Genomic DNA, 15,554 nt, shown 5'->3' with positions numbered 1-15,554 from the left:
CTTATCCGATTTTTATTTTGCCGATTTTTGCGGTATACTCCAATTGTTCGTTCGTTATAAGGAACGATCCATCGAACGAACAGGCTTGAACCCTGCGAAGGCGAAATGAATGCAAAGGACCGATGGATCATGTTAGGAAAGCGAGTGAGGAAGCTTCGCATGGAACGGGGGTTATCCCTCTCCGAACTGGCGGAGGCCGCAGGTGTTGCCAAGTCCTACTTGAGCACCATCGAACGGGACATTCATTCGAATCCGTCCGTCCACCTGCTCGACAAGATTGCGGCCGCGTTGGATGTTTCCATGAAGCAGCTCGTACAACCGGATCCGCCCGAGCCGGATCCTCTAGTAATGCAGGAGTGGTACGACATGTTCCAGGACGCTCTGAATTCCGGAGTGTCCCGGGAAGAACTGAAAAGCATCATCGAATTTAGAAAATGGCAAGTAGGCCAGAGTGAAAAAGAGGAGGAGTAAGCATGTGCGGCATTGTCGGCTACATCGGCAACCGGGATTCACAAAACATTCTATTGGAAGGCTTGAAGAAGTTGGAGTACCGCGGATATGATTCCGCCGGGGTAGCGATTCACACGAATACAGGGCTTGCGCTCCGCAAAACGAAAGGCCGCATCAGCGAGCTGGAGAACCGCCTGCAAGACCAGCCTCTTGAAGGGTTCGCCGGCATCGGCCATACCCGTTGGGCTACGCACGGTCGACCATCCGATGCCAATTCGCATCCTCACACCGATAACGATATGAAAATTTCCGTTGTACATAACGGTATAATCGAGAACCACCTGCAGCTGAAGGAAGAGCTTGAAGCGCACGGGTATCGGTTTATATCGGAGACGGACACGGAAGTGCTCTCGCATCTGATTGCCCATCACTACGACGGCGATTTGGCCCAGGCGGTCCGCAAAGCGGTAAGCCATGTACGCGGCGCCTATGCGATCGCCGTTCTATCCGAGCATGAGCCGGATAAGCTGGTTGCCGTTCGCTGGGCTTCCCCGCTCATCATCGGCGTAGGTCAAGGCGAGAACTTCATCGGCTCCGATATTCCGGCGATTCTGGAATATACGCGTGATGTCTACATCTTAAATGACGGCGAAATGGCTGTGCTTACCCGTGAAGGGGTCGAGCTGATGACGCTCGAGGGCAATTTTATCGCGAAGCAGCTGTTCCATATTGACTGGGACCTTGTCATGGCGGAGAAGAACGGATTCGATACGTTCATGCTCAAGGAAATTCATGAACAGCCGCGCGCGTACGAGGATACGATGCGCGGACGGATCGACGAAGAGAAGCAGCAAATTGTGCTGCCAGGCGTCTCGCTTACGCCGGAGCAAATTCGCGAGATCAAGCAAATTCAAATGGTCGCCTGCGGCACCGCCTATCATGCGGCGCTTGTCGGCAAAACCGTCGTCGAACGGCTGACCCGCATACCGGTTGAAGTCGATCTCGCCTCCGAATACCGTTACCGGATGCCGATTATCCGGGAGAATACGCTTGTCATCGCCGTCAGCCAGTCGGGCGAAACCGCCGATACGCTGGCCGCCATACGTGAAGCCAAGCAGTGGGGCGCACGGGTCATGGCAATTACGAATGTGGTCGGCAGCTCGGTGGCGCGGGAAGCGGAGGATGTCCTCTTCACCCTGGCGGGTCCGGAGATCGCCGTCGCTTCCACCAAGGCTTACAGCTCCCAGCTGATCGCCTTTTATCTGCTCGGGATGTTCATGGGCCAATCGCTCGGGACGCTCGACCCGGTTACTTCCGTTGAAATGATCGCCATGCTCGAACGCTTGCCCTTCCAGGTGGAGGAGATGCTTCGGCATCAAGATCCGATCCACGGGATCGCAGAGCACATTACGCAGCAGGAGCATCTCTTCTTTATCGGCCGCGGGCTCGATTACAGTCTGGCCATGGAAGCTTCGCTCAAGCTGAAGGAAATTTCGTACATTCATTCGGAGGCTTATGCGGCGGGAGAGCTGAAGCACGGGTCGCTTGCGCTGATCGAAGACGGCACGCCGGTCATCGCGCTGGCCACGCAGGAACTGCTGCTGGAGAAAACCGTCAGCAATATTAAGGAAGTGAAGGCGCGGGGCGCTTATGTCATTGCGCTGGCGCTGGAGGGCAATACCGAGCTGGAGAAAACGGCCGATCAAGTCATTTACGTGCCCCGCACGTATTCCTTGCTGACGCCGGCCCTTGCGGTCGTCCCTCTGCAGCTGCTCGCCTATTATACGGCGGCGCTCCGCGGGAACGACGTAGACAAGCCCCGGAACCTTGCCAAGAGTGTAACGGTAGAGTAACAGGGGGCAGCCCTCTTCATCCGGGATTGTGAAGTGAAGTTCGCCGCAGGCGGAACTTCACTTCACTGCATCACGGATGCACAACCATAGCGAGATTAGAGAGTATAGCGAGGCTAGAGAGTAAGGAGGAGAAACCATATGTGGACGGAGCCTTTGGATCAGGCGGCCTCCGTATTGATCGTCCTCGGCATTGCGATTGTCGGCGGATTCGCCGCACTGTTTCTGCTGCGTGCCCGGCATGGCGCCATCGCTGAGCGAATGAAGCTGAATTTGGAGAAGCATCAGGATTATTTCAACTACCTAAGCGCGAGTATCGGCAGCTCGGAAGCTCTGCTTCCTCCGCCCGGCAAGCTGAGCCTTCCGGAGCTGCGGGCCATTCAATCCAAGCTGCTCGAATGGATCGAAACGATCGGCGGGGAGCATCGGGAGAAGCTGACGGCCTTATGCCGGGATCTCGGACTCGTTGAGCTCGAACGGCAGCGGCTGCGCAGCCCTTGGCCCGGCATCCGCATGGAAGCCGTCTATCACCTGGGCGTAATGAGAGCGCCGGAATGCACGGACGAGCTGCTGAAGCTGCTGGAAGGACGGGAAGGGATGGAATCGACCGCATTCGTCATCGGGCGGGCAGCGGCGAAATGCGCTTCGAGTCTCGAAGAGCTCCGCACTCTGCTGCTGCTGCTGACCGAGCGTCATCCGCAGGCGCATCAGCTTATCGCCGATATGCTGGCCTCTTCCGCTCTGGATCCGGCTCCGCTTTATACCGAGCTGCTGAACCGGGAGGATGACGAAGCGCTGCTGACGGTTGCGCTGATCGGTTTATCGGGCCGAAATAAACGTGCGGCCTTCCATACATTGGATCGTCTGGTGCTTTCGGAACATCGGGAAGTGCGTATCAAGGCAGCCAAAATCCTGCTGCAATACACCCGCCTCCTACCGCTCGAGAGGATCGGCGAGCTGATCCGCCACCCGGATTGGGAGATCCGCGCGGCCGCCGTCAAGGCGGTAGGCGAGCAGCAGCTTGAGTTTTATCTCGATGCGCTTGTCGGCGGACTGGAGGACGAGCAGTGGTGGGTGCGCTTCTACAGCGCGAAGAGCCTGTCGCGGCTCGGGCCGGCCGGCTTCGAGGCTTTATGCGCGGCAGCCGCTGCCGCGGAGCAGGAGGAAAGCCGCGAAGCGGCTTGGGAAGCGGTACATGAAGAGTTGGACCGCGCTGCGGCCGATTCCTCCAAGGAAGTCCAGTTGATCCCTTACTACAATCGGCTAGCTTACATCTACCGGCGCAAGCTGGGCGAGACCCGCAGAGGGCTTCAGGCGGAGCCGGCCCGGATCAGCTCGTAGAAAGGGGAACCGGATGAGAACGTTTTTGCTTGATTACGGAATACTTGCCACTTATATGATAATCGTTTCCAGCTTGCTGTACTTTGCCATTCTGGTCATCTCCCATCAGAAGATGCTGTCCGTCGTCAAGAGCAGCATGAACTCCCGCTTCCGGGAGCTGGCAGGCTCGGAATTTGTGCCTCCGGTATCTATCCTGGTGCCTGCTTACAATGAGGAGCTTACCATCGTAGAGAGCGTACGCTCCCTCATGACGCTGGAGTTTCCGACCTACGAGGTCGTTGTGATCAACGACGGCTCCGCTGACCGAACGCTGCAGGTGCTGCTGGAAACCTTCGAGCTGAAGCCCGGACGTCTGAGCGGCTTCCGCAAGCTGCTGAACTCCAAGGAAATTCGCGGGGTATATCATAATCCCACATACCCGAAGCTGGTCGTCATCGACAAGGCCAACGGCGGCAAAGCGGACGCCCTGAACGCCGGGATCAACCTCTCCAAGTATCCGCTGGTCGCAACCATCGATGCGGACAGCCTGCTGGAAAAAGACGCCTTGATCCGGCTGGTCAAGGTGTACATGGAAAACCCGGAGCAGCATATCGCCGTAGGCGGCAACGTGCGTATCGCCAACGGAAGCACCATCGAGGACGGCCGCGTGCTGTCGGTGCGTCTTTCGAACAAATGGCTGCCCGCCATACAATACGTCGAGTATATGAAAGCTTTCCTCGGCGGAAGGATCGGCTGGAGCGCCATGAATGGACTCTTGATCGTATCCGGCGCCTTCGGCTTGTTCCGCAAGGATGTTCTGGTCGAGGTCGGCGGCTACGAAGAGGACTGCCCCGGCGAGGACATGAATATCGTCATCAAGCTTCACAAATATATGCTGGAACGCCACTTGCCTTACAAAATCGTATTCTGCCCCGACGCCGTCTGCTGGACACAGGCGCCCGATACGCTTCGCGTGCTGGGCTCCCAGCGCCGCCGGTGGATCAGGGGCAGCCTATGGAACGTCAGCCGGTTCCGCTCGATGCTGTTCATTCCGAAGTTCAAGATCATCGGCTGGCTGGCGCTTCCTTATACGATCGTCTACGAGCTGCTTAGCCCTTACGTCCGGCTATCCGGACTCGCGGCGCTCGTAGGCTATGTGCTGCTCGATATGACGCAGCTGCCGGTCCTGCTCATCTTCCTGCTCGTCAACCTGCTGATCGGCATGGTCTTTACTTGCGGCTCGATGCTGATCGAGGAATTCGCCTTCCGCCGCCCGATCTCGACGAACGATCTGATTCGGATCATCGGCTTGTCGGTCATCATGGCGGTCGGCTACGATCAGATCAATGCCTATTGGAAGCTGCTCGGTCAATGGGACTATGTCCGGCGGAACAACAGCTGGGGCAATATGGTGCGCCGCCGCTGGCAGGACGAAGCCGCGGAGCAGGCCGCTCCGGCTCCCGCCCAGAAGACCGCAGGCGCCAATGCCAGGGTCGTATAAGAAGACGGCCCTCCAAACACCTTTTTAATCCATAGAAACGGAGTGAATTGTCCATGAATACGGCATTAGCGGTTCCACCCGGTTTGGCTCACCGTCTATACGAGCAAGTCAAGAATGTGCTGCAGGCTACCGTCCCTTGGACCGAGTGCGGCGTGATCGCCGCCAAGACCGGCCCCGTTTCCTCGCTGCTGCTCCAGGATCTGGAGACGCGGCTCGGGCTGGAAGGCCAGCAGCTCGTCATTGTCGCCTCCTATGAGGCGGAAGAAGGTATCCTGACGGTAACGATCCCGGGACAATCCCTGGCTTTCACACATTTCGTCGCATTATCCGCCAAAGCTTTCCTTCAGGATGCTTATCTGTTGAACGGACCGATGGCCGTAGCGAGCTTCCCGGAGAGCGCTCCCGTGTCGGAATCGAATGTCATCGACTTTCTTTCGCTGCTGGAGAACAAGGAGCTGACGGAAATCGCCATCTATAGCGGGCAGCGCCAGGCATCGGAAGCGCCCACCGTCGTCATGATCGATCCGAATGCCGACCTGCTCGATTTTCTGAATGTGCGGCTCGGCCTTCAAGGCTACGATGTACGTCCCGCGACGGACGGCATGGAAGGTCTGCGGCTCGTCGAATCGGTGAAGCCGGACCTCGTTCTTACCGAACTGGCCCTGCCGGCGCTGGACGGCTACCAGCTGATCCACCGGATCAATCACGCTCACAGCGGATCGGCCAAAGTGGTCGTACTGACCGACCTGAACGTCGAGCAGGATATCTGCAAATGCTTCGAGCTCGGGGCGGCCGACGTGATCCGGAAGCCGTTTTCTCCGATGGAATTGGAAGCGCGGCTGAGACGGCTGCTGGCTTAAATCCTAACTTGAAGAACAAAGGAGCTCATGACCATGAAGCGGACCGCCACACCGGTCACCTGGCTGCTGCGGTTTGTCGCGATGGCCGTCGTGTTCTTCCTGGTGTGGCATTACTGGCCCGCCAAGAAGGTGGAGAGCATCCAGAGCAGCGACGGCTCGCAGATCAAATTCCGTACGCAAGGGGATCACATCGAGATCTACACCAAGCAGGCATGGACACCCTTTTTTGTGAAAGGGGTCAATGTCGGCGCCGCATTACCGGGACATGACCCCGGTGAGCTGCCGATCAGCAAGGATAAATATATGGAATGGTTCAAGCAGATCCAGGACCTCGGCGCCAACACGATCCGCGTGTACACCATTCTATCGCCGTCATTCTATCAAGCGCTGGTCGAATACAATCAGAAGCACGCCGACCAGCCCCTCTACTTCATCCAAGGCATCTGGACGCCGGAGGATGAGCTAATCGAGAAGAAGGACGCGTATCAGCAGGATATTTACAGAGAGTTTCAAGAGGAGATCACCTATTCCGTGGGCGCCGTTTACGGTGCGGCCGACATCCCGGAACGGTTCGGGAAGGCCAGCGGGACTTACCGGTATAACGCCGGGCCTTATCTGCTCGCTTGGTCCGCCGGTACGGAGTGGGATCCGAAGATGGTCCAGAATACCGATGCGCTGCACAAGGACAAGACCGGCTATAAAGGCACCTATATCTCCGCTAAGCAAGGCTCCACCGCCTTCGAGAACTGGCTTGCGGAAATGCTAGATCATCTGGCCGTGCAGGAGTCCCAGAACGGCTGGAAGCATCCGCTCACCTTCACCAACTGGGTAACGACGGATCCGATCAAGCATCCCGGCGAGGTGCTGCTCCAGGAAGATATGGTAAGCGTCGACGCCACGCATCTGGACGCGCATAGCTGGTCGGCGGGCTATTTTGCCTCCTTCCACGCCTATCCTTACTACCCGGACTTCTTCCGATTGGATCAGACGTTCATGGACGTCAAGGATAAGGACGGCTCGGTCAATACGTACCGCAGCTATCTGCGCAAGATCAAGGCCTATCATAAGGGCATGCCGGTCATGATAACGGAATTCGGCGTTCCTTCTTCCCTGGGGATTGGCCATTTAGCCAACAAGGACCGCAATCAAGGCGGCCACGACGAGACCGAGCAGGGCAAGATCGACGCCTCGCTTCTGCAGGACATCGCCACGGAGGGCATGGCCGGCGGCATCGTCTTCTCCTGGCAGGACGAATGGTTCAAGCGGACATGGAATACGATGTATTTCGAAATTCCGGCGAACCGGCGCAAGCTGTGGCACAACGTGCTGACGAACGAACAGCACTTCGGTCTCATTGCGGAGCTGTCCGGCAAGGACGGTCCGCTGAAGATCGACGGCGATCCGTCCGACTGGAAGGCGCTGAAGAACGACGACAAAATGACGCTTCCGGGCACGTATCCCGGCTTTAAGTCGATCACGATGACCCACGATGAAGCTTATGTGTATATTCTGGCCGAGCTGGAACAGCCGTTTGACCCGAACAAGCAGCAGCTGAACTTCGGTGTTGATACGCTTCCGGGCGGCAACAAGCATGCCAAGGAGCTGGGTGGCGTTCAGCTCGACGAAGGGCTGGAGACGCTCATTACGCTGGGCAAGGACGGCGAGAGCCAAGTAAAGATCGCGTCGAACTATGATTTCCATACCCGGCTGTACGGCAACCAATACGGCATGCTGAAGGTGAAGCCTGAGGAGATGAAGGACGATTCCGGTATCTTTAACCCCTGGAAGCTGTCCGTAGGACTGCAGCTCACCCCTCCGGATGCGGCCAAGGATTTTCCTTTCGAGGATGTTCCGGCCGGGCTGCTGAAGCGAGGTACGACCGATCCGGCTTCGCCGAACTTCAATTCGCTGGCCATGTGGGAGGCGAAAGGAAACATCGTCGAGATGCGCATCCCTTGGATGCTGCTGGGCTTCACCGATCCGAGCTCCCTGCAGGTGATGAGCTACGGTGACAAGGGCGGCAAGATGTATGCCACTACCACCAAAGGCATACGCCTCGTTCCTTGGATCGCAAACCGCGACGGCAGCGGAGTAATCGGTCTTAACAGCTCTGATGGAGTCTACCAGGTTTCCAAGCTGCCGATCTATCAATGGGCCCCTTGGAACAAGGTACAGTATGTCGAGCGCCCGAAGAAGAGCTATGATTTGATGAAAAAAGCGTTCAACGCGATTGACGAAACCGCGCCAACGCGTTGACCGGAACCAGGATAAACGGCTGCGCCGTCCTTGTCTTACAAGGACCAGCGCGTTTACCAAGGTTGATGCGAAGCTATAAGTTACGAAAACTTATAAAGTCTTATCAACCAAGAAGACCCGCGGAAAGCCGCTTATGTAAGCGACCTTTCCGCGGGTCTATTTGCGCTCTCTGCCGCTTTCCTTGCCGTTCCGGAAGCAAGAAGTAAGCGCTCCTTCTTCGGCAGCTTCCTTAAATGATGAAAGCGAATAGCCCCCGAGCCATCTACAGCATGGACCCGCGGGCTTTCTTGCATAACCGTTAATTCTCCGGGCGCTTATGGCGGTTGCGCCATTTATTGTATTCCAGAAACTCCGCAAACTCCTCTTTGCTGATGCCGGAATCCATTGCTTCCCTTACCAGGCTCAGCCAGCCTTCATCCAACTGCTCTTGAGGCTGCGGAATCGGCTGATTATGAATGAACGTTTCGAGCGGAACGCCAAGTACCGCACTGATCTTCTCCAAAAAATGAATCGACGGGTTGGACTGAACCTCACGTTCGATCGAGCTCAGATACGACTTGGCTACCCCGGCCTTGTCCGCCAATTCCGTAAGGGTAAGACCTTGTTCCATGCGCAGCTGCTTGACCTTCTTGCCAATCATGGTAGCGCCCCTTTTTTAACTTTCAGCAGGTTTAATGCTATTTTAACAAAAAAAATAAAGGATGTAGATAGTAATTTTCATAACTACTCTATATGAAAGCGTTATCATTCTGTTTTAAAAAAAATTTTTCAAATTTTAATGGTTTTTTCTCTCTATGGAAGCTGCTACTGTTCGTTCTTGCGATCATCGTCTTCTTTGCATTCGCGGAAAAATTGCCGGACTTCCTCTTTGGAAAGGCCCGAATCGCGAGCTACGATCATTAAGTTGACCCAGTTCTCGTCCAGGTTCTTGTTGGGTACAAGCGTTTGTTTTACGGACATAGCCCGATCCCTCCAGATTCCGGAAAGTTGACGCGCATCATACTATTCGTGTCAAATCTTCAATTTATGCGGGTATTCGAGATGAAAAATACATAATTTCCCTAAGCTGACGGACGGCAGGATGACAAACCATCACCTATTACCCTATTCCGCCCTGTTTGAAACCGATTATTTTATTTAAGCTCGAATTCCATTCTTTATCGTAGGTGATTACCCATGCGGATGTCTATTTTATTGGCGGATCCACTAATCCCGTCAATCCTTCCTACACACACACAAAGACCGTCCTGCCCGGACGGCCTTTGTGTAAGAACCAATTTCGATCAATCCTTCTTGAATTGCTCCCGGTACTGCCCCGGCGTCATGCCGACGATTTTACGGAACGTGCGGATGAAGGCCGTCGTGTTCGTGTAGTTCAGCTTTTCCGCGATTTCGGAAATTTTCAAGTGCGTATTTTCCAGCCACGTCTTCGCCATGTTCATCCGGTATTCGGCCAAATATTCGCTGAAGTTGATGCCCATCTCCTTCTTGAATACGCGGCTCAAATAAACGGGATGGAAGTTCAGCGTGCCTGCGCACGATTCCAGCGAGATATCCTGATCGAACCGCTCGTGAATCAGCTTCACCATTTGGCTTGCGATATTGATGTACTGCGATTCCGCCTGCTGATTGATGAACGCCGAAACCGGCTTGAACAAATCCTCCTTGAACCAGGTCCGAATATCGTCCATCGTGTTCAGCTTGAGGAAATGCTCAATCGTCGCGCGGTCGCCCAGCACCTTCCGAACCGTGCCTCCCTGCTCCTGTACAAGCTGGAGCACCTTAGAGATCAGCTGAATCATAAGCACCGGATACTCGTTGAAATGAACCTCTTTATCGAGAATCGCCGTGATGTATTGGCGGAACAGCTCCTCCACCCGGTCCATATCCCCCAGCTTCATCGCATTGACGAGCTGGTCCTCCAGCATCTTGAGCTGGGTATAGACCGTGACCTCCATTCCTTTCTTCCCGGCTTCGATATCGTCGTAGTGAATGATAATCTCGTGCCCCAGGCTGATCCGGTTCTTAAGCGCCTCGAGCCCTTCTCCATAAGCCCGGGCCGCATTGGTTACTTTCACGAAAGGAAGGGAGATGCCGATGCTGACCGGCAGCTGCAGGAATTCCTGCACCTTGCGTTTGATTTCCTCGGCCGTTTCATAAAACTCCCGCTTGGCCTCTTGATCGTCCTGCGCTTCACTCGTCAAGAGCGTCACCTGGGACTGATCGAGCAGCACCGGACTGAAGCGCCGGCCGGCCGGAATCAGCTCGCCCACCATATTGTTGATGGCGAACAGCAGCAGCTCCCGGTCGTGCTCGCGGTAGCGCGTGCCCTGCAGCGAATCGATCTGCAGCGTCAGCACCCCTAGCCGATGCCATTCTGCGGGGAAGCCGAACATCTGGGCCCGGTAGCCGAAGTCGCCCTCCGACACCTGTCCCGCAAACAGCTTCAGCACGAAAAACTCCTTGAGCTGCATAAACTGCCCCTTCACCTGCTGCTGAAGCTGCTTCTCCGTACTGAACAGCGTACGGAAACGGCCTTCGATCGAACGGAGCTCGTCCTTGTCGTCCTGTCCTTCCACCGCGATATCCTTGGTGAACTCGAACAACCGTTTAATCGGAGAGTACATGCGGCGGCTGCCGTAGAATGCGACCAGGCCTACAATTAAGAATATGACCGTGCAGGCAATAAACGTGATCCAGGCGATGGCTCTGGACTGCTTTGTAATTTCCTTGATCGATACAACGGAGATGTAATTCCAGCCGTTATATGATGAATGACGGTACGTGACACCCATTTCCTTGTTATTCACATTCGCGTTGAAGAATCCGGCTTCTTCACCGGAAGAGGCGAACCGCTGCATCACCATCCGGTTGATCTCCGTATACCTGCTGCCCGACGGGTCGGATAAGAAATTATTCCCGTCCCGGTCCAGCACGTATACGTCGCCCAGCTTGTTGTTCTGGGAAAGCAGGTTGCTGATCTGATTGTTCAGTATTTCAACGACCAGAAGTCCCTTTGGCTTCGATGTCGTCGGTACGATCGGAATCTTGTATACCATCCGAACCGTATCCGGGGAAGTGGCCGTTTCCTCCGCCGCGGCGTCCTGTCCGGCCGGGGCCTTCGGCTTGACGGTAAGCCAGAATAAGCTGTTCGGGTATTTGGCGAACGCTTTGAATTGCTCCGCATCGGGGTGGGAGTCCAGCGTTTGGAACGATTTGAAGCTGATGAACCAATTTTTATCGAAATTGATTAAATAGGCATCGCTGATCCCGGCAATGGTCTGAAGATTATACAGCCCCTTGGACAAATCTCGGATCTTCGGGAATTCGTCCGCCGTGATCGTTTCCCCCATCGAGGACGAAACGAGCGAGGAGTTGACGTATTGAATCGATGTCAGCTCCAGCGTCTTCATCACCTGCTCCACCCGCATCTGGGTCTGCAGCAGGACCTGCATGTTGCCTTCCTTCACTTTATCTTCAATATCGCCTGTTGCGATATAATAGGAAATAATACCGATCGAAATGACCGGGAACGCTCCGAGAATTAACGTAAACGTAAGGAGGCGGAGTAAGTATTTAGGCATCCGATGCTGTCCCCTTTCCGATGTTGGCCGCTATTTCTATTATTCCATGCCGGGTATACGAACTCCTCTTTAGAAAGCGGATTGAAAAACTCCTTGCTGCCCGGAATAATCGGTCCGAAGTTCCGACCGCGGCTCGCCGTTGCCAGCCGTTCTTACGTCTTTATCCCATGTGGAAAATGTCCCATCCGGTGCTAATCATTCGTTCTTCGCTTCTGTGAAAAGCAATGCTCGTGACTGCCGTCCCCGCTGCCGATGCCTTCTCCGGACTAACCGTCGTTCTTCGGCCGATCCCTAACCGAAGGATCCCATGGAAACAAATTACGATAAATCAATTGTTCTCTTATTCTGAAAGATAGAGCCGTTACAATAAATAGTCCGAATTTAACTTGTTGCTTCTCCCCTCGAACCACGCCAAAAAGGCGGACCCAAGGAGAGTCTGCCTCCTTGAATCACGCCGCTGATAAGACCCGTTTAGTTCTTCTCCACCGTGAAAAAGTTAAAATCAGCGTGGCCGCTGGGGCCCGTTTGGTTCCGGTCCGCCGCGAACAGGCCGACCTTCGCGCCGACCCAGCGGCCTTTGGCCGCCCGGAACGGCGAGCCGATCGGAATATACCGCTCCCCTTCCAAGCTGTAGCTGAACCGGCACTCCGCCCTTTCGTCGACCGAAACCTTCAGGTACACCGTGCCGTTATTGTACCTGACGCTCTCCTCCGTCCGCTCGACCCGATCTCCATCCCGAGCTTCCCCGATCGAGAGGCTCAGCTTGTAGCCGCCTTGTTCTTCCCCTGATATCGCCAAAAATGCGTATCGGTCGCCGAATACGATGAGACCGGCTTCTTCTCCGGACTTCGGCTCAAATTCCAGCCGGGTGACCGCCGAGAAGGACGGCGCCGGCAGCTTCTGCATCAAGAGCTGAGGCGCATCGTACAAGGTGGCCGCTCCCTCCGGCAGCGGTAAGGTATGCAGCCGCAGATAGCCGGGCCGCTCCTCCAGCGAGAACCACTCCGCGCGGGGATTCGCCTGCCACTGCCACTGCAGGCCCAGCTTCGCCTCCTCGAACGTATCGGAGGTGGCCGGTACGGCGAAGGCGGCTTCAGTACTCGTCTTCGGCTTTTTATATCGGAGTACCGGCTCGCCGATGCCGTCCCCGTTCGTATCCTCGCCCATCAAAGGCCAATCGTCCTCCCAGCGCACAGGCTGCAGGTGAACGATCCGGCCGAAGGCGTCCCGGTCTTGAAAATGAATAAACCAGGACTCGCCCGATTCCAGCTCCACCCAGCCGCCTTGGTGCGGCCCGTTCACCGTAGAATCCCCTTGGTGCAGCACAATCCGGTCCTCATAAGGGCCGGCAATCGTCTTCGAACGAAGGATCGTTTGCCAACCGGTCGATACTCCGCCGGCAGGGGCGAAGATATAATAATAGCCCCGGCGCTTGTACATCTTCGGTCCTTCCATGGTCGGATGCCCTTCCATGCCGTCGAATACGAGCACCCCGTCATCCAGCAGCTCCTCGCCGTCCGGGGACATGCGGTGGAGCATCAGCTTATGCTTGATGCCGCAGCGGCTGTTCGCGAAGGCGTGAACCAGATATGCCCGGCCGTCCTCGTCCCAGAACGGACATGGATCAATCCAGCCCTTGACTTCTTTGATCATGTGCAGCGGGGTCCACTCCCCTGCGGGATCTTCCGCGGTGCTCATGAATATCCCTTCGTCCGGCGTGCTGAAGAACACCCAGAATTTCCCGTTGTGATAGCGGATACTTGGCGCCCATACGCCCTTGCCGTGCTGCGGGCGGTCATACCCGGGAAGCTCCAGGGTGGAGATCAAGTGACCCAGAATGGACCAGTTAACCAAATCCTTCGAATGAAGGATCGGAAGACCCGGAAGATGGGAGAAGCTTGAGGAAACCATGTAGAAATCGTCCCCGACGCGTATTACGTCCGGATCGGAGTAGTCGGCATAGAGCACCGGATTTTGGTAGGTTCCGTCACCGAGATCGGCCGCCCATGCAGGCGTCAGACGGGATTGCGTTGGATTCATGCGAAATCTCCTCTCTTGTCATATATCCGTAGCGCATCCTGTATTCGCCGGGGGTCATCCCCTGCGCGCGGCGGAAGGAGCGGATAAAGTTCTGCGGGTTGTTGTACTGCAGCCTGCGGGCGATGTCCTTCACCGGCAGTGCCGTCTCCAGCAGCCACAGGCGGGCCGCCGACAAGCGGCATTCGGCCAAATACTCGCTGAAGGTCATATTCATCTCTTTGTTGAACATGCCGCTCAAGTAATTCGAATTGTAATGCAGCCGTTTGGCTACGCCCTCGAGCGACAAGGCCGTATCGAATTCCTTGCGGATAATCTCGGCCATCTGATGCGATATTTTGTTCCTGTCTGCGCTTTCGGCTCGTACATTCATCCTAACCATCCCCATTTGTATTGAGATGCAAGATTCAGATGAGTTCATTGTAGCCGCATGACCGCTGTATGCCATCAGCCGAAATTAACTTTTAGCCGCAAAACCGAACCTGTGCAAATTCAGCATATCCTTGAAACCCGCAAGCCTGATTAGAAATACGGTCCCGGATACCCGTAGCTTCCTTAAGCGCACCAGAATAAACGGCTACGCCGTCCAGGCTGTAGAGAAACCCATGAAATAGAGAAATCTGCCATGGTACTCCGGTGGGGTATCCCCTTCCGGCCGCTGTTGTTATCAACTGAAAAAAACACACCCGAGCTTCCATTCGGGTGTGTTTAGAGTTGTTCCGCATTCCTTAAGCCGCGGCGGTAGCGTCCGTCGGTTTCTTCTTCCGGTCCGATAGCAGAAAATAACCGAAGAAGGAGGCCATCATCTGCTGGAACAGCATGCCGATGATGACGGGCATGGCGACGGCCGGCGGAAAGTACGCGATGGCAAGCACCGCTCCGGCGCTGATATTGCGCATGCCGCAGTTGAAAGTCATCGTCACCGTCAGCCCCCGGTCCCAGCCCAGCAGCCTGGATCCGAGGAAGCCGGCTAAATATCCGACCGCTACTACGATAATGATCACGACGGCGGTCCAAATCAGCTCCGGCGTCACTCCTGTGAAGTAAGGCGCGATGACGGCGGAGTTGATCATGATGACGAACGCCAGACCGATCTTGGAGAACGGAGACAGGCGAGGTCCCCAGCTCGTCTTGACCCTGCCTCCCGTCCATCCGTTGAGCAGCATCCCCAAGACGGATGGAGCAACCACCATAATCAGGAGCCCCTTCATCATGCCCCAAACGTCCATGTCCACGTCAGCGCCTACAAGAAGCGTCATCACCCCGGGTACGACGAACGGAGATAGCAGCGTATCGATGAGAATGATGGATAAGGTCATGGCGATATTGCCTTTATACATGGACACCCACATGAAGCTGACGATGCCTGTCGGAACAGCGAGCAGAAGCACGAGGCCGGTCACGAGATGCGGATCGCCGTGCAGCAGCAGCTTGCCGATTGCCCAAGCAATCAGCGGCATGATGCCGTGGAGCAGCACTAACGAGGCAGCGATGGGAAGAGGCTGTGTCAGCACGCGCTGCAAATCCTTAAAGTTCAGGCTGAGGCTTCCCGAGAAGGTAATAAAAGCGAAAATCCAGGGCACCAACCCGGTGTAAGGCTTGAAGTAAACCGTAAGCAGAATGCCCAGGATTACGCTGGTCGGCGTAATGAGAGGCATACATTGTTCCAATCGCTTGTTGATGGCCTGCAGCATGC

General features: G+C 55.6%; 12 protein-coding genes. 6 read left to right on the top strand and 6 right to left on the bottom strand.

Annotated features, from left to right (window positions below; translation table 11 throughout):
* The first annotated feature begins 105 nt into the window (after positions 1-105).
* The 6 genes from O9H85_RS15545 (at position 106) to O9H85_RS15520 (ending at position 8,237) form a co-directional block, all read left to right on the top strand.
* Positions 106-471: a helix-turn-helix domain-containing protein gene (locus O9H85_RS15545; protein WP_333474206.1), complete on the top strand. Its 366-nt coding sequence runs from the start codon at positions 106-108 to the stop codon at positions 469-471.
* A 2-nt stretch (positions 472-473) separates the two neighbouring features.
* The gene (gene glmS, locus O9H85_RS15540; RefSeq protein ID WP_269882345.1) at positions 474-2,303 is read left to right on the top strand and encodes a glutamine--fructose-6-phosphate transaminase (isomerizing); all 1,830 of its coding nucleotides are present in this window, start codon (positions 474-476) and stop codon (positions 2,301-2,303) included.
* Positions 2,304-2,441: 138 nt separating this feature from the next.
* Positions 2,442-3,641, top strand: coding sequence for a HEAT repeat domain-containing protein (locus tag O9H85_RS15535; protein ID WP_269882344.1), 1,200 nt, complete (start codon positions 2,442-2,444; stop codon positions 3,639-3,641).
* Positions 3,642-3,654: 13 nt separating this feature from the next.
* A complete protein-coding gene (locus O9H85_RS15530; RefSeq protein WP_269882343.1) occupies positions 3,655-5,121 on the top strand; it encodes a glycosyltransferase family 2 protein in 1,467 nt (488 codons plus the stop codon).
* Positions 5,122-5,174: 53 nt separating this feature from the next.
* Positions 5,175-5,981, top strand: coding sequence for a response regulator transcription factor (locus O9H85_RS15525; RefSeq protein ID WP_269882342.1), 807 nt, complete (start codon positions 5,175-5,177; stop codon positions 5,979-5,981).
* Between the two features lie 33 nt (positions 5,982-6,014).
* Positions 6,015-8,237 (top strand): hypothetical protein, encoded by a 2,223-nt coding sequence (locus tag O9H85_RS15520; protein WP_269882341.1) that lies wholly within the window; start codon positions 6,015-6,017, stop codon positions 8,235-8,237.
* Between the two features lie 298 nt (positions 8,238-8,535).
* Here the strand turns inward: O9H85_RS15520 and O9H85_RS15515 are convergent, their stop codons facing one another.
* The 6 genes from O9H85_RS15515 to O9H85_RS15490 form a co-directional block, all read right to left on the bottom strand.
* Positions 8,536-8,877: a helix-turn-helix domain-containing protein gene (locus tag O9H85_RS15515; RefSeq protein WP_269882340.1), complete on the bottom strand. Its 342-nt coding sequence runs from the start codon at positions 8,875-8,877 to the stop codon at positions 8,536-8,538.
* Between the two features lie 164 nt (positions 8,878-9,041).
* The gene (locus O9H85_RS15510) at positions 9,042-9,197 is read right to left on the bottom strand and encodes an anti-repressor SinI family protein (RefSeq protein ID WP_269882339.1); all 156 of its coding nucleotides are present in this window, start codon (positions 9,195-9,197) and stop codon (positions 9,042-9,044) included.
* 323 nt (positions 9,198-9,520) lie between these two features.
* Positions 9,521-11,821, bottom strand: coding sequence for a helix-turn-helix domain-containing protein (locus tag O9H85_RS15505; RefSeq protein WP_269882338.1), 2,301 nt, complete (start codon positions 11,819-11,821; stop codon positions 9,521-9,523).
* A 471-nt stretch (positions 11,822-12,292) separates the two neighbouring features.
* Positions 12,293-13,861 carry a glycoside hydrolase family 43 protein gene (locus O9H85_RS15500; protein ID WP_269882337.1) on the bottom strand — a complete coding sequence of 523 codons (1,569 nt, stop codon included), beginning with the start codon at positions 13,859-13,861 and terminating at the stop codon, positions 12,293-12,295.
* On the bottom strand, positions 13,809-14,231 hold the full coding sequence (locus tag O9H85_RS15495) for a helix-turn-helix transcriptional regulator (protein ID WP_269882336.1): 423 nt from the start codon (positions 14,229-14,231) through the stop codon (positions 13,809-13,811). The genes O9H85_RS15500 and O9H85_RS15495 overlap by 53 nt, the downstream gene beginning before the upstream one ends.
* Before the next feature lie 355 nt (positions 14,232-14,586).
* On the bottom strand, positions 14,587-15,552 hold the full coding sequence (locus O9H85_RS15490; protein WP_269882335.1) for a bile acid:sodium symporter family protein: 966 nt from the start codon (positions 15,550-15,552) through the stop codon (positions 14,587-14,589).
* Positions 15,553-15,554: the final 2 nt, after the last annotated feature.

The organism is Paenibacillus gyeongsangnamensis (genome assembly GCF_027533625.1).
GTDB lineage: Bacteria > Bacillota > Bacilli > Paenibacillales > NBRC-103111 > Paenibacillus_G > Paenibacillus_G gyeongsangnamensis.
This window is presented reverse-complemented; position numbering and strand designations above follow the sequence as displayed.

Coding starts and splice junctions, on each gene's coding strand:
- O9H85_RS15545 (WP_333474206.1), top strand. CDS start 106: ATGAATGCAAAGGACCGATGGATCATGTTAGGAAAGCGAGTGAGGAAG.
- glmS (WP_269882345.1), top strand. CDS start 474: ATGTGCGGCATTGTCGGCTACATCGGCAACCGGGATTCACAAAACATT.
- O9H85_RS15535 (WP_269882344.1), top strand. CDS start 2,442: ATGTGGACGGAGCCTTTGGATCAGGCGGCCTCCGTATTGATCGTCCTC.
- O9H85_RS15530 (WP_269882343.1), top strand. CDS start 3,655: ATGAGAACGTTTTTGCTTGATTACGGAATACTTGCCACTTATATGATA.
- O9H85_RS15525 (WP_269882342.1), top strand. CDS start 5,175: ATGAATACGGCATTAGCGGTTCCACCCGGTTTGGCTCACCGTCTATAC.
- O9H85_RS15520 (WP_269882341.1), top strand. CDS start 6,015: ATGAAGCGGACCGCCACACCGGTCACCTGGCTGCTGCGGTTTGTCGCG.
- O9H85_RS15515 (WP_269882340.1), bottom strand. CDS start 8,877: ATGATTGGCAAGAAGGTCAAGCAGCTGCGCATGGAACAAGGTCTTACC.
- O9H85_RS15510 (WP_269882339.1), bottom strand. CDS start 9,197: ATGTCCGTAAAACAAACGCTTGTACCCAACAAGAACCTGGACGAGAAC.
- O9H85_RS15505 (WP_269882338.1), bottom strand. CDS start 11,821: ATGCCTAAATACTTACTCCGCCTCCTTACGTTTACGTTAATTCTCGGA.
- O9H85_RS15500 (WP_269882337.1), bottom strand. CDS start 13,861: ATGAATCCAACGCAATCCCGTCTGACGCCTGCATGGGCGGCCGATCTC.
- O9H85_RS15495 (WP_269882336.1), bottom strand. CDS start 14,231: ATGAATGTACGAGCCGAAAGCGCAGACAGGAACAAAATATCGCATCAG.
- O9H85_RS15490 (WP_269882335.1), bottom strand. CDS start 15,552: ATGCTGCAGGCCATCAACAAGCGATTGGAACAATGTATGCCTCTCATT.